Here is a 13,858-nt window from a genome sequence, read left to right as displayed (position 1 = left end):
GCGGCAATCGTTCTCCCACAACCAAAACTTGTTCGAATGATCCATTGCAGGATCGTTCAACAATCTCTTATGGTGGCCGGACAATCGCGTCCGTCCGTCCCCGGGAGGAACCATGTGGGTTCTGCTCGCCATCGCGGTGGTCGTCGTCGGGTTCGCGCTCAGGCTGAACTCGATGCTGGTCGTCACCGCGGCCGGCATCGTCGCCGGCCTGATCGGCGGCCTGTCACCGATCAAGATCCTGAACGCCTTCGGCGACGGTTTCGCCGGCAGCCGTTCCGTCACCGTCTTCATCGTCACCCTGCCCGTGATCGGGCTGATCGAGCGTTACGGGCTGCAGCACCAGGCCCGCAAGCTGATCGGCAAGCTGAAAGTCATGACCACCGGCCGCTTGCTGGCGGTCTACCTGCTGATCCGGCAAGGCACGGCGGCCCTCGGCCTGACCAGCATCGGCGGTCCCGCGCAGGCGGTCCGGCCGCTGATCCACCCGATGGCCGCCGGCGCCGCAGAGCGCCGCTACGGCAAGCTCCCGGAGAAGCTCCAGGAGAAGATCAAGGGCTTCGCCGCCAGCGCCGACACGGTCGGGCTGTTCTTCGGCGAGGACATCTTCGTCGCGATTGGCTCGATCCTGCTGATCACCGGCTTCGTGGATACGACGTACGGCCTGCACCTGGAGGCGATCGACATCGCGCTCTGGGCGATCCCGACCGGCATCTGCGCGCTGCTCATCCACGGCACCCGGCTCCTGTTGCTGGACCGCCAGCTCGACAAGTTGGCCAATGAAGCGAAGGCCGACGCCGAGGAGGTGGCCCGGTGATCAAGGTCGAGTGGTTCTACTGGCTCTGCGGCATCTTCTTCGTCCTGATCGCCCTGCAGGTGGTCAACGACCGCACCAACCCGAAGCGCCTCGGCAGCGCGGCGTTCTGGGGCATCCTCGGTCTGTCCTTCGGCTACGGCACGTTCGTGGTGAACAAGCAGGCTCCGTCCTGGCTGCTCGGCATCGCGGTCATCGGCCTGGCCGTCCTGGCCGGCTCCGGCTTCCCCGGTCGCGGCCACGAGCAGACCACCACTCCGGCGGAGCGAGCCCGCTTCGCCGACCGCTTCGGCAACAAGCTTTTCCTGCCTGCGTTGGTGATTCCAGTCGTCGCGGCCATCTTCGGCGCATGGCTGGCCAAGGTGAAGTCGGGCGACGGCAAGCTCCTGCTCCAGTCCGGCTCCGCGACCATCATCGGCCTTGGCGTCGCCTCGCTGCTGGCGCTCGCGGTCGGCATGGCGCTGCTCCGGCCAAGGTCGCCGGCCGTCCCGCTGCACGAGGGCCGGCGGTTGCTCGAGCACATCGGCTGGGCCGCGATCCTGCCGCAGATGCTGGCGACGCTCGGTCTGCTGTTCAACGCGTCGGGCGTCGGCAAGGCGGTCGGCCGGATCACCGATCACCTGGTGCCGAAGGGCTCCCTGATCGCGGCGGTCGCGCTGTACTGCATCGGCATGGCGGTCTTCACGATCATCATGGGCAACGCGTTCGCCGCGTTCCCGGTGATGACGGCAGCGGTCGGCTGGCCGCTGCTCGTGCAGCAGTTCGACGGTACGCCGGCTGTCGTGTTCGCGATCGGCATGCTGGCCGGTTTCTGCGGCACCCTCTGTACGCCGATGGCCGCCAACTTCAACCTGGTCCCGGCAGCACTCCTGGAAATGAAAGATCAGTACGGACCGATCAAGGCACAGGTCCCGACTGCCGTCCCACTGCTGGCCTGCAACATCGTCCTGATGTACGTGTTCGCCTTCTAGAAGGAGTTCCATGAAGTACGCCGCTGACTGGGCCGCCATCGCCTGCGAGGTGCTCGAAACCCCGTACCCCTACGGATCCGCTCACGCATCGAGCAGCCCGGACGACGTCGACGTGACCCCGGATCGCCTGCACCCGGCCTTCCACGGGTCCTACGACTGGCACTCCAGCGCGCATATGCAGTGGTCCCTGGTCCGGTTGCTCACGCTGGCACCGGACCAGGTGGGCCATCGCCCGATCGAAGTCCTGGACAGGCGACTCACGACCGAGGCGATCGGGACGGAGGCGGCGTACCTGCGTGACCGTCCGTCGTACGAGCGCCCGTACGGCTGGGCCTGGGCGGCGATGCTGGTCGCCGCCGCCCACAAGTTGCCCGAGGCAAAGAACTGGGCGGCCGCACTGACCCCGCTCGGTGACGTGATCGCCGACCTCGTCCTCGGCTGGCTGCCGCGCCAGGCCTACCCGGTCCGGCACGGCGTCCACCTGAACAGCGCCTTCGCCCTGGCTCTTTTGCACGAGGCGTACGGCGACCTTCAGCGGCCGGACGTGGTCGACGCGATCCGCGGCCGCGCGCTCGAATGGTTCGGCGGCGACACGGCGTACGACACGCGGTTCGAACCGTCCGGCACCGACTTCCTGTCACCGGCGCTCACCGAGGCGGAGCTGATGCGCCGCGTGCTTCCGGCCGACGAGTTCGTCACCTGGCTGACCGCGTTCCTCCCCGGTCTCGGCGCCGACGCGCACCAGCACCTGCTGGAGCTGCCCGTCACCGACGACTCCGGCGACGGTCAGCTCGCGCACCTGTCCGGTCTGGCGCTGTCACGAGCCTGGCAGCTCCGCACGATCGCCCCAGCCCTGCCCGAGGTCGCCGACAAGCTCAGAGCAGGCGCTGACCGTCAGATCGAGGCAATCCTGCCGACAGTGACCGGCGGAGACTTCATGTCGACGCACTGGCTGGTGTCGTTCGCCCTTCTGGCCGATCATCGCGGCAACGCTGGCCCGCTCTAGCTCGCGCGCACCCGCACTACCCGCTTCAGCAGTCGCCTCGTCCAGTACGGCGCCGACCGGCGCAGGTACCACCGGAGTGCTTAGGTAACCCTAACCCACCCTGACTGATTGACACCCCGGTCAGTCCGCCGTACGGTCTCGCGTTAATAGGAAACTTTCCTAACAGTTCTTGCAACCCGCGAGTTGACCGCACGGATACGGCGGAGGGAGGCAGGGTTAGCTCATGGCAACAACACCCGGAACGCCGCGCCTGCTCCGCGCGATGAACGACCGCGCCGCCCTCGACCTGCTGCTCAGCCAGGGTCCGCTGTCCCGCACCACTCTGGGGAACCTGACCGGCCTGTCGAAACCGACCGCATCGCAGCTGCTCGCGCGGCTCGAGGCCGCCGGTCTGGTCCGGGCCAGCGGCACCAGCGCCGGCCGCCCGGGCCCGAACGCGCAGCTGTACGAGATCAACGGCGGGATCGCGTACGTCGCCGGCCTCGACGTCACGCCGGCCCGGATCCGCGCGGCCGTCGCGGACCTGACCGGCAAGGTCGTCGGCACCTACGAGTTGCCCACCCCCGGTCGCAGCGCCAAGGGCACCGTGGATCGCGTGCTCAAGGCCCTCGACGGCGCGGTCGGCGAAGCGGGTCTGAACCGGGAGCGGCTGCGCCGCGTCGCAATCGGCACGCCTGGTGGCTTCGACCCGACCACCGGCCGCCTGCGGTACGCGACCCACCTGCCCGGCTGGCATGCACCCCATCTGCTGGACGAGCTGTCCGCGGCGATCGCCGTACCTCTCGAGGTGGAGAACGACGTCAACCTGGCCGCCGTCGCCGAACAGCAGGTCGGCCATGCCCGGGACACCGACAACTTCGTGCTGCTGTGGGGCGAGGAGGGCATCGGCGCGGCGGTCGTGATCAACGGCCGGCTGCACCGCGGCGCGACCGGCGGCGCCGGCGAGGTCGCGTTCCTGCCTCTGCCCGGTACGCCGCTGGTCCGCAACGTCAGCCGGAACAACGCCGGCGGATTCCAGGAGCTCGCCGGCGGCGAACCCGTGTTGCAACTGGCCCGCGAACACGGCCTGAAGGCCCGAACCCCGGAGGCCGCGATCGCGATCGCGCTGGAGACCGAAGGCGCCGGCGACGCCGTACTCGCCGAGTTTGCGCACCGGCTGGCCGTCGGTCTGGCCGCGATCGTCGCGGTCGTCGACCCCGAGCTGATCGTGCTGGCCGGCGGCGTGATCACGGCCGGCGGCGAGCGCCTGCGCGGCCTGGTCCAGGACGAGCTCGCCGATCTCGCCGTACCCCGGCCGCGGCTGCTGATGACCGCGCTCGGTACCGACCCCGTGCTCGCCGGAGCACTCCAGTCCGCCCTGAGCACCACCCGCGACGAAGTGTTCGATACAGCAGGTCCACCAATCCCCTAGGAGTCAAAGGGTGAAACTCACAGTCGTTGGTGGCGGATCCACCTACACGCCCGAACTCGTCGACGGCTTTGCCCGGCTGAGCGACACGCTCCCGGTGTCCGAGCTGGTCCTCGTCGATCCAGCGGCCGACCGGCTCGAGCTGGTCGGCGGTCTGGCGCGTCGGATCTTCGCAAAACAAGGTCATCCCGGCCGGGTGATCACCACGTCCGATGTCGACGCGGGGATCGACGGTGCGGACGCCGTACTGCTGCAGCTGCGGGTCGGTGGGCAGGCCGCCCGCAACGAGGACGAGACGTGGCCGCTGGAGTGCGGATGCGTCGGTCAGGAGACGACGGGAGCCGGTGGTCTGGCGAAGGCGCTCCGGACGGTTCCCGTCGTACTGGACATCGCCGAGCGGGTACGGCGTACCAACCCGGACGCATGGATCATCGACTTCACCAATCCGGTCGGGATCGTGACACGGGCTCTGCTGTCGCACGGCCACAAGGCGGTCGGGTTGTGCAACGTGGCCATCGGGTTCCAGAGGCAGTTCGCCCGGCTGCTCGGGGTCACGCCGGAGGAGGTGTCGCTGGACCACGTCGGACTCAATCACTTGACCTGGGAGCGCGCTGTCCGTGTCAACGGCGAGGACATGCTGCCGAAGCTGCTGTCCGAGCATCTGGACGAGCTGTCCGACGAGCTGTTCCTGCCGCCCGACGTGGTGCGGCAGCTGGGCGTCGTGCCGTCGTACTACCTGCGCTACTACTACGCGCACGACCAGGTCGTGCAAGAGCTGCTGACCAAGCCGTCACGTGCGGCTGAGGTGGCTGCGCTCGAGAAGCAGTTGCTGGACATGTACGCCGACCCGTTGCTCGACGAGAAGCCAGCACTGCTGGAGCAACGCGGCGGGGCGTACTACTCCGAGGCCGCCGTGGCACTCGTGTCGTCGCTGCTGAACAACACCGGCGATGTGCAGGTGGTGAACACCCTCAACAACGGCACGTTCCCCTTCCTGCCCGACGATGCTGTCATTGAGGTGCCGGCGACGGTCGGCGCCGAGGGTGCGACACCCGAGCCGGTGACCGCCCTGGAGCCCTTGTACGCCGGTCTGGTCGCGCATGTGACGGCGTACGAGAACCTGGCGCTGGACGCTGCGGTGAAGGGTGGATCGGAGCGGGTGTTCGAGGCCTTGCTGGCGCATCCGCTGGTCGGGCAGATCTCCATCGCGCGCGAGCTGACGGGCAAGCTGCTGGCGCACAACCAGGCCTATCTGCCGTGGGCGTGACCGTCCCCGGCGGCGTGCTCGCCTTCGACGCGGGGAACAGCAAGACGGACGTGGCCCTGGTGGCTGCGGACGGAAGAGTCCTTGGCAGAGCGCGTGGTGGTGGGTTCGAGCCGCAGAAGGTCGGACCCGACGCGGCGGTGGCTGAGTTGGAGCCGCTGGTCCGCGCCGCGGCGGCGGAAGCCGGCTTGCGGCTGGGTGAGGTGCCGTTGGTGCAGCAGATCTCGGCGTGCCTGGCGAACGCGGACCTGCCGATCGAAGAAGAGTGGCTGACCGCGGCGTTTGAGGCTCAGGGCTGGGCGGAGTCGGTGTACGTCACCAACGACACTTTCGCCTTGCTGCGTTCGGGTGTGGACGAGCCGCGCGGTGTTGCGGTGGTGTGCGGTGCGGGGATCAACTGCTCCGGTCTGCTGCCGGACGGGCGGACGGCTCGATTCCCGGCACTGGGCAAGCTGACCGGCGATTGGGGTGGTGGGGCGCAGTTGGCCGAGGAGGCGTTCTACTCCGCGTCCCGGGCCGACGATGGTCGTGGTCCCGCGACCACATTGCTCACCGCGCTTCCGGCGTACTTCGGTTTGCCGTCACTTACTGCAGTGATCGAGGCGTTCCACTTCGGCTCGTTGGCGGTCGAGCGGCAACTGGAGGTGGTGCCCGTGCTGTTCCAGGTCGCGGCGGCTGGGGATGTCGTTGCTCTTGGCATCATTCAGCTGCAGGCGGAGGAGATCGTCGCGATGGCGGTGAGTGCGCTACGGCGGCTCGCGTTGCTGGACGAGCCGGTGACCGTAGTGCTCGGTGGCGGCGTACTCACGGGTGGGCACTCGGTGCTGATCGATCGCGTCGTACGGCTGCTGGCGGAGGTCGCGCCGAAGGCGGTGCCGCGGGTGGTCGACGTACCGCCTGTTGTTGGTGCGGCGCTGTTGGGGCTGGATCACACAGCGGCCGAGGCAGGGGCTCAGGCCCGGCTGCGGGCCGCGTTCGCTCCCTGACCTGCTGCGTGAGATCTCTTGAAAGGCGTTCTGTAGAGGTGTAATCATGATTACATGAGTACAAACGCAGAGCAGGAGAAGGTGCGCGGGTGGCTGACCGGCCGGCTGCCGGGTGAGTGGTTCGAGGGCGAGCCGGAGCTGACCATCGACCGGGACGAGATCCTGATCGTCGGCCGGATCCCCGCGCCGGAGCAGGCCGACGACGTGAGCGCCGCCGAGCGGTCGGCGGCCGAGGACGGCCGGATCAAGCAGTTCCGCGAGGACACCCGGGAGCGCCGGATCGAGATCGCCCGCGAACTCGAGCACGCCACCCGCCGCAAGGTCGCCTGGGGCATCCGGTGCGGCGAGACCAGGACGATCTTCACGTCGCTGTCCGCGCCCGTGATGACCCGCCTCCGCCAGCCCGAACGCCAGGTCCTCGACACCCTCGTCGACGCCGGCGTCGCCCGCTCCCGCAGCGACGCCCTCGGCTGGTGCGTCAAGCTGGTAGCCCAACACAGCGAAACCTGGCTGACCGACCTCCGCGAAGCCATGACAAAGGTAGAAGACGTCCGCCGCACCGGCCCCGACACCCAAGCCTGACCCACCTCACGCCTGCTCTTACACCCGTCCACCTCTGCGCATAGCGGAGGTGGGCGGGTTTTTGTTGGTGGACTGAGATCTTCGTCACCTGTTGTTACAAGTGGCGCACGGTGGGGAGCGGAGGGCCGTAGCCGGTGCTTCCGAAACTTTTCCAGATGTAGCGCGGCCGACATCTTGCCTACTTTGTGGGTCTATGTTCACATTGTGAGCCAACAGTCCGCGATTCAACTGCCCACTCCCCGATCGAAGGACCACGGCCCATGACTTCTGACGTCGGAGTACTGATCAACACCGCGGTGGCGATCCTCGCCATCGTGGTTCTCATCGTCCGGTTCCGGGTGAACCCGGTGATCTCCCTGGTGGTCGGCTCGCTGTACCTCGGCCTGGTCAGCAAGCTCGGCCTGGACAAGACGGTCGAGACCATCACCAAGGGATTCGGCGACATCATGGCCGAGGTCGGCCTGCTGATCGCCTTCGGTGTGCTGATGGGCTCGATCCTGCAGGAGCTCGGCGCGATCGAGCGCCTGGTCAAGCACCTGCTCAACCTCATCGGCCCGAAACGGCTCCCGTACTCGATGGCCCTCACCATCGCCACCCTGCTGCAGTCGATCTACCTCGACGTCCTGCTGGTGATCTCGGCCCCGCTGGCCCGCTCGGCGGCGAAGCGGATCGGCCCGCTCGGCAACGCCCGGATGGCGACCGCGCTGGCGATCGGCCTCGAGTGCGGCATCGTCTTGATGGTCCCCGGAGTCGGCGCGCTGGCGTTGTCCGCGCTGCTGCACGTCCCGCTCGGCAAGATGCTGTTGTGGGGCCTGCTGCTGATCATCCCGACCGTGCTGATCGCGATCACCATCATGACGTTCCTGTTCCGCCGCGGCTTCTGGAACGAGGCAGTGGACGAGCAGCAGGTCGTCGTGGCGGAGACCGTCGAGGTCAAGGAAGCGGTCACCGTAGGCGGTGGCAGCGCACCCTCTGCGGAGGTTGCTCGTCCCGGTGGTGCTGGTGACGCCGCCGATGTCGACGAGACCGGGCAGCCCCCGCTGTTCGTCCTGTTCGTCCCGCTGCTCGCCGCGCTGGCACTGATCGGTTTCGGGGCGATCGCGGAAGCCTCCGACTGGAGCAACAAGGTCGTCGCGCTGATCTCCGACCCCGTGGTCGCGTTGCTGGTCGGACTCGTCGGCACCTGCCTGATCGGCCGGTACGCGATGGGTCAGCCGCGGGTCGAGAAGGCGATCGCCCGGGGATTCAAGGAGAGCGGCCAGATCCTGAAGACCGGCCGGGGTTCGCGGCGGTCGCCGAGGCGCACGGCGGCTTCCGCGAGCTCGTCGGTCACCCGGACCGGCCGCCGGCGCGGGTCGGGATCTCGATCGGCGACTCGATCGCGGGCCTGTACGCCGGCTTCGGCTCGGTGATGGCGCTCTTCCAGCGCGACGTACGCCGTACTGCGGGTCTGCCCCCGGCGCCACTGGCGGAGCGGATCATCGACGTGGCGCTGAACGAGTCGATGCTCTCGATGATGGAGTCACTGATCCCGGACTACGAGGCGTACGACGTACTCCGCGAGCGGATCGGTGGCCGGATGGAGGGGATCGCGCCGTCGAACGCGTACCTGTGCCAGGACGGCGACAGCATCATCGTCGCGGGCAACGGCGACCGGATCTTCCAGCGGTTGATGACGCTGATCGGTCGCGGCGATCTCGCGAGCGACGCCGGACTGCGATCGAATGCCGGCCGGTGGGCTCGGCGTGACGAGCTCGACGAGGCGATCGGTGTCTGGACGGCCGGGCGTTCGGCCGCTGCGGCGATCGAGGAGCTCGAGCGGGCCGGCGTACCGTGCGGGCCGATCTACACCGCGCGGGAGATCAGCCAGGACGAGCAGTACGCGGCGCGCGCGATGATTCAGCGCTTCGACGTGTCCAACGGCGCGGACGTGTTGAAGGATGTCGGCTTCCCCGGCGTCGTACCGGTGATCGGCCGGCAGTCGTTGCCGATCCGCAGTCTCGGGCCGGAGCTCGGCGAGCACACCGAACAGGTGCTCGGCGGGCTGCTCGGGTTGACCGCGGCCGAGATCCGGCGCGGGACGCACGACCTCGAGGAGGCGTCATGAGTGCCGCGCTGCGCGACGTGACGTTGCGGGACGGGCTGCAGCTCACCGGGAAGCCGTTGCCTACGGCCCGTAAAATCTCGCTGATCCGGTCATTGCTGGCGCTGGGGGTTCCATCGCTGGAGATCGGGTCGATGGCTCGGCCGGATCTGGTTCCGGCGGTTGCCGACACGGTCGACGTGATCCGGGCGCTGACTCCGGCGGAGCTGGCGAAGTGCTGGATCTGGGTTGCGACCCCGCGTCATGTGGCGCGGGCGGCCGAGGCGGGTGCGCGGAACTTCCAGTACTGCCTGTCCGCTTCGGACAAGCACAACCAGGCGAACATCGGGCGCTCCACCGAGGACAGCCTGGCCGCGTTGCCGGCCGCGCTGGAGGCGGCGGACAAGGTGTCGGGAGAGGTGCAGTTGTGCATCGCTACCGCGTTCACCTGTCCGTTCGAAGGGGAGGTGCCGGCGGACCGGGTGCTGGACATCGTGCTCGATCACCGGACCGACGGGACCAGCGAGGTCGTGTTGTGCGACACGCTCGGCCAGGCGATCCCTGCGCAGGTCAGCCACCTGGTCGGGCGGACGGCGTCGGTCGACGACCGGCCGATCGTGTACCACGGTCACGACACCTGGGGTCTCGGTGTGGCGAACAGCCTGGCCGCCATCGACGCCGGCGCGACCACCGTCGACGGTTCCCTCGGCGGCCTCGGCGGCTGCCCGTTCGCTCCTGGCGCCGCCGGCAACACAGCCACCGAGGACCTGGTCTTCGCCCTCCGCCCCAACTGGCTGACCCCCGCGAAGTTCGGCGATCTCGTCCAGTTGGGCGGCGATCTCCTGTCCGACCTCGGCGAACCGAACCGCTCCCGCGCGGCCGACGGCGCCCGCGCCAGTACGACGTCCTTCCCGTGGGCATCATGAGCGGCCGGCCGGGCCTCCTCTCCCCGGTCGGCTCCCCTTCGCGCTTCACCTACGCTGATCACATGGCGACAGCGGATCCGGGTGGTGGGAACGGGCAGCCTCTTCTGGTGCTCGGCAAGATCGGGGAGATTCTGGACGCGTTCTCGCTCGACCGGCCGGCGTTGAGCCTGGGCGAGATCCGCGACGCCACCGGGTTCCCGACCTCGACCGTGCAGCGGCTCGTGACGAACATGGTCGCGCTCGGCTTCCTGGACCGGCAGGGCGACCAGGTGCGGGTCGGCGTCAAGATGGCGTACTGGGCCGCGCCCGCGGTGAAGGGCGTCGACGTCCTCGACCTGATCGTGCCGGTACTGCGCCAGTTGCGCGACGTCACCGGCGAGACGGCCTCGTTCTTCCGGGCCGAGCAGGGTCACCGGGTCTGCGTGGCCCTCGCCGAGACCAACCACTCGCTCCGCCGGGAGATGCACGTCGGCAAGATCATGCCGCTGCACGCGGGATCGGCCGGTCGCGTCCTGCTGGCCTGGGACGACTCACTCGCCCGGTCGGTACTCGCGCAGCCGCTCGGGCCGATCACCGACAGCACCATCACCAGCGCGGACGAACTCGCCGCGGTGATCAAGCAGACCCGCGCCGACGGCTACGCGATCACCATCGGCGAACGTGAACAAGGCGCCTCCGGCCTCTCGGTCCCCGTCTTCAAAGCCAACGGCGAGCTGGCCGGCTGCCTCACCATCAGCGGCCCCACCATCCGCATGCCCCTGGACCGCTGCCTCGACTGGCTGGACCTCCTGGTCGAATCCGCCGAACAAGCCACCCGCCTCCTAGGCGGCCGCTTCCCCACCACAAGCGCCACCCTCTGAAACGGGCGGCATCCGCGAGGATGCCGCCCGTCAGATAACCGGACGGCTTGACCATCGTGTCGCGGTCGAACAGGTTGGTGAGGGCCCGGCCGGCCATCTCCCGGCCGCCGAGGCCGAAAGCGAGACCAATCGTCCCAGGCGTGTGCCACAACGAAGACTGTTTGCATAAGGCAACGACCGTTTCGGTACGACGGTCGTTACCCCAGCTGCTGAACCGCTTCAGCCAGTTGAGATGCTGTGGTCATGACCGATGTCGTGATCCGCCGTGCCACCGCCGCCGATGTCGCCGGGATCGTCCAGATGATCGCCGACGACCAGCTCGGCGCGACCCGCGAGTCGGTCGACGACCTGACGCCGTACCTGAAGGCCTTCGAGCTCATCGACACCGACCCGAACCAGGTCCTCGTCGTTGCTGAACGCGACGACGAAGTGATCGGCACGCTCCAGCTCACGATCATCCCCGGCCTGTCCCGCCGCGGCTCGTCGCGCGGCCTGATCGAAGCCGTCCGCGTCGCGGCCCCGGCCCGCGGCTCCGGCCTCGGTACGACGCTCATCCAGTGGGCGATCGACGAGTCCCGTACTCGCGGCTGCACCCTGGTCCAACTCACGTCGGACAAGACCCGCACCGACGCCCACCGTTTCTACGACCGTCTGGGTTTCACCAACTCCCACGAGGGCTTCAAGCTCAAGCTCAGCTGACCCGCTTGGCCGGCGCGGCGAAGGTGTTGCAGGAGGCTGGGTCGATCGAGGAGAAGGCGCGGTTCGTCCAGTAGGCGTGGTTCGCGCCGGAGCCGTGATCGCGGAACGTGGTCTGGTTGTAGTCGTCACCGTCATGCCGGAGGATGTCCTGCCAGATGGCGAGGCGGCGGCCGGTGAGCTGGAAGGTGCTCTTGTTGGCGCCCAGGAACGCGGCACCCAGACAGCTCGCCTGCAGTTCCATTCGCCGTTCGTCCTCCAGCAGGCCGGTTGCCGTCTGAGAGCGGTAGTACCAAGTGAGGATGCCGACCGACTGCTGGACATGGTGACCGTACTCATGCGACAGCGTCAGCTGGAAGTCGATCAGCCCTCGGACCGGGTCGTCCGGATCGAGATAGGGCTCCCACTCGAAGCAGATCTTCCCGGCCTTCCCGCTCTGGTGGTAGAAGGCGATGGCCTCCTTGGGTGGGTCCGCACACTCGGGAGTGGCTGACAGGTTGCGCAGGCTGTAGGCAAAGACCTCAGGCGCCACGAAGTACGCGTCGGAGCGCTCGACCACCGGCGCCCAGGCTTTGTCCATGCAAGTGACGAGCACCCGGGCGTACCGAAACATCCCCGCCTTGGACGTCAGATCCGGCCGCGGCAGCACGCACCGCACCGCCGATACCTTTCCCGCCGTGTAGAGCTTGCTCGTCAGTACGCCGAGGGACGGATCGATCCAGACCGGCTCGGGAGGCTTCGCGACGGGCGTGGTCGGAGCGGCTGACGGCGTAGGTGTCGGCTCAGGTGTTGGCGTCGGGAAGATCGTTATCGGCGAAGTATCGGCGACCGTGGGCTGTTCACACGCTCCGGTGAGTGACGCAGCAAGTACGGCGACGACCGCGAGACCCGCGCTCTTCGCGGTACTGGACATCAGCTCACCTTTGCGGCCGGGGCGCTGAAGGTGTTGCAGGAAGCCGGGCTGGTGGACTTGAAGGCGGGACCGGCCCAGACCCACTGGCTCTTGCGGGAACCGTGGTCACGGATCTTCTTCGGGTTGTACTCGTCGCCGCTGTGCTGGGTCTCCCACTCCCACACGTGCAGCTTCTCGCCGCTCAGGCCGAGCGCCTTCTTGTTCGCGCCGAGGAAGACCGCGCCGAAGCAGGTCGCCTGCAGTTCGCGCCGGCGGGCCCACTCCAGCTTCATCGACTTCGACTTCGTCCAGCCTTCGCGGGAGAAGGAGGCGGTGATCATCTCTGTCATCTGCTGCACGTGGTGGCCGTACTCGTGGGCCAGCGTGTCGAGCATCCAGACCCGGGCCCCGAGGGGGTCGTCCTTGAAGTTCTCCAGGTCGTTCTTCCAGCTGATGTTGATGCTTTCGTCGTCGCTGCAGTAGTACGCGGTGTCCGCCTCACCGGTGCAGTCGTCCTCGGTGGTCGCCTGGCTGCTCTGCAGAACCACCTTCGGCGGCCGGAAGTCGTACCCGGCCTTGGTCACCACCGGCTGCCACGCCTTGTTCAGGCAGGGCAGGAGAGCCTTGTAGTAGTTGAGGATCGCGGACTGCGAGTTCGGCTTGATGGCCGGCTCTTTGCAGTTGACCGCGGGCAGTTTGCCGACGGCGTAGATCTTGTTCTTCTGCAGCCGGACCATGTCGGGAATCGACGGGACCGTGACGGTGTACGTGGGGTCTGGTGGGGTCGGCAGGGGGGCTTCGGACTTCTTGATCGACGGGCGGGCCAGGGGGTTGTCGACCTGGCTGCCGTAGGAGTCGATCATTTTGAAGCCGGCGACGGTGGCCCCGGTGAGCATGATCAGGATCAGGGCGGAGAGGCCGGCGATGACGGCCTTCGAGTAGTGGCGTGGTGGTTTGACCGGCGGCGGCTCGGCGGAGAACTGGGCGCCGGCGCGGGACGGGTTCGAGTGCCAGCCGACGCGGGATCCGCCCTGACGACGGGTCCTGGTCAGCGGTGTCAGCGGGGCACAGGTGAGCGGCGCCACGGGAGGTCCGCTGTACTCGCTGACCGCGTTGGGGTCGACAGGGAGCGGACGGGCCTTGCGCCGCAGACTCTCGTCGCGCGTCGAGAGGTCACGCGCCTTGCCGAGGCCGAGGGGCTGCTGACGGTTCGCGGTGAGCGGGCGCGCCGCGGCCAGGTCGCTGTCGGTCAGCACATCGCCGGAGCCGCCGGGCAGGAAGTGTCCGGGCCGAGGATTCGCGCTCCCCGCCGTACCCGCTCCGGCGGTGGGTGAGGAACCGGTGTCGGCGTCGTCCTCAGGCATCGGTCGTCC

Annotated in this window: 13 protein-coding genes and 1 pseudogene; 12 read left to right on the top strand and 2 right to left on the bottom strand. The window is 68.2% G+C overall.

Annotated elements, in window-relative coordinates; genetic code table 11:
- Positions 1-112 precede the first annotated feature (112 nt).
- The 12 genes and pseudogenes from ACZ3HV_RS20080 (at position 113) to ACZ3HV_RS20025 (ending at position 11,596) form a co-directional block, all read left to right on the top strand.
- A complete protein-coding gene (locus tag ACZ3HV_RS20080) occupies positions 113-814 on the top strand; it encodes a DUF969 domain-containing protein (protein WP_465686384.1) in 702 nt (233 codons plus the stop codon).
- Positions 811-1,782, top strand: a complete 972-nt coding sequence (locus ACZ3HV_RS20075) for a DUF979 domain-containing protein (RefSeq protein ID WP_465686383.1) — start codon at positions 811-813, stop codon at positions 1,780-1,782. Before ACZ3HV_RS20080 ends, ACZ3HV_RS20075 begins: the two co-directional genes overlap by 4 nt.
- A gap of 10 nt (positions 1,783-1,792) precedes the next feature.
- Positions 1,793-2,788 (top strand): DUF2891 domain-containing protein, encoded by a 996-nt coding sequence (locus ACZ3HV_RS20070; protein WP_465686381.1) that lies wholly within the window; start codon positions 1,793-1,795, stop codon positions 2,786-2,788.
- Positions 2,789-3,011: 223 nt separating this feature from the next.
- The gene (locus tag ACZ3HV_RS20065; protein WP_465686379.1) at positions 3,012-4,199 is read left to right on the top strand and encodes an ROK family transcriptional regulator; all 1,188 of its coding nucleotides are present in this window, start codon (positions 3,012-3,014) and stop codon (positions 4,197-4,199) included.
- A 10-nt stretch (positions 4,200-4,209) separates the two neighbouring features.
- The gene (locus ACZ3HV_RS20060) at positions 4,210-5,463 is read left to right on the top strand and encodes a 6-phospho-beta-glucosidase (protein ID WP_465686377.1); all 1,254 of its coding nucleotides are present in this window, start codon (positions 4,210-4,212) and stop codon (positions 5,461-5,463) included.
- Positions 5,460-6,446 (top strand): N-acetylglucosamine kinase, encoded by a 987-nt coding sequence (locus ACZ3HV_RS20055; RefSeq protein WP_465686375.1) that lies wholly within the window; start codon positions 5,460-5,462, stop codon positions 6,444-6,446. Before ACZ3HV_RS20060 ends, ACZ3HV_RS20055 begins: the two co-directional genes overlap by 4 nt.
- A 54-nt stretch (positions 6,447-6,500) precedes the next feature.
- Complete coding sequence (locus ACZ3HV_RS20050; protein ID WP_465686373.1) at positions 6,501-7,028, top strand: hypothetical protein; 528 nt, start codon at positions 6,501-6,503, stop codon at positions 7,026-7,028.
- 260 nt (positions 7,029-7,288) lie between these two features.
- Positions 7,289-8,104 (top strand): annotated as a pseudogene (locus ACZ3HV_RS20045) (GntP family permease); the annotation flags it as partial.
- Positions 8,105-8,142: 38 nt separating this feature from the next.
- Positions 8,143-9,135: a CaiB/BaiF CoA transferase family protein gene (locus ACZ3HV_RS20040; protein ID WP_465686807.1), complete on the top strand. Its 993-nt coding sequence runs from the start codon at positions 8,143-8,145 to the stop codon at positions 9,133-9,135.
- Positions 9,132-10,037 carry a beta/alpha barrel domain-containing protein gene (locus tag ACZ3HV_RS20035; RefSeq protein WP_465686371.1) on the top strand — a complete coding sequence of 302 codons (906 nt, stop codon included), beginning with the start codon at positions 9,132-9,134 and terminating at the stop codon, positions 10,035-10,037. The genes ACZ3HV_RS20040 and ACZ3HV_RS20035 overlap by 4 nt, the downstream gene beginning before the upstream one ends.
- 62 nt (positions 10,038-10,099) lie before the next feature.
- The gene (locus ACZ3HV_RS20030) at positions 10,100-10,897 is read left to right on the top strand and encodes an IclR family transcriptional regulator (RefSeq protein ID WP_465686369.1); all 798 of its coding nucleotides are present in this window, start codon (positions 10,100-10,102) and stop codon (positions 10,895-10,897) included.
- Positions 10,898-11,140: 243 nt separating this feature from the next.
- Positions 11,141-11,596, top strand: coding sequence for a GNAT family N-acetyltransferase (locus ACZ3HV_RS20025; protein WP_465686368.1), 456 nt, complete (start codon positions 11,141-11,143; stop codon positions 11,594-11,596).
- Here the strand turns inward: ACZ3HV_RS20025 and ACZ3HV_RS20020 are convergent.
- Together ACZ3HV_RS20020 and ACZ3HV_RS20015 are read right to left on the bottom strand one after the other, a co-directional pair.
- A complete protein-coding gene (locus ACZ3HV_RS20020) occupies positions 11,589-12,506 on the bottom strand; it encodes a neutral zinc metallopeptidase (protein ID WP_465686366.1) in 918 nt (305 codons plus the stop codon). The genes ACZ3HV_RS20025 and ACZ3HV_RS20020 overlap by 8 nt on opposite strands.
- The gene (locus ACZ3HV_RS20015) at positions 12,506-13,849 is read right to left on the bottom strand and encodes a neutral zinc metallopeptidase (protein ID WP_465686364.1); all 1,344 of its coding nucleotides are present in this window, start codon (positions 13,847-13,849) and stop codon (positions 12,506-12,508) included. The genes ACZ3HV_RS20020 and ACZ3HV_RS20015 overlap by 1 nt, the downstream gene beginning before the upstream one ends.
- Positions 13,850-13,858 lie beyond the last annotated feature (9 nt).

The organism is Kribbella sp. NPDC020701 (assembly GCF_055562215.1).
This window is presented reverse-complemented; position numbering and strand designations above follow the sequence as displayed.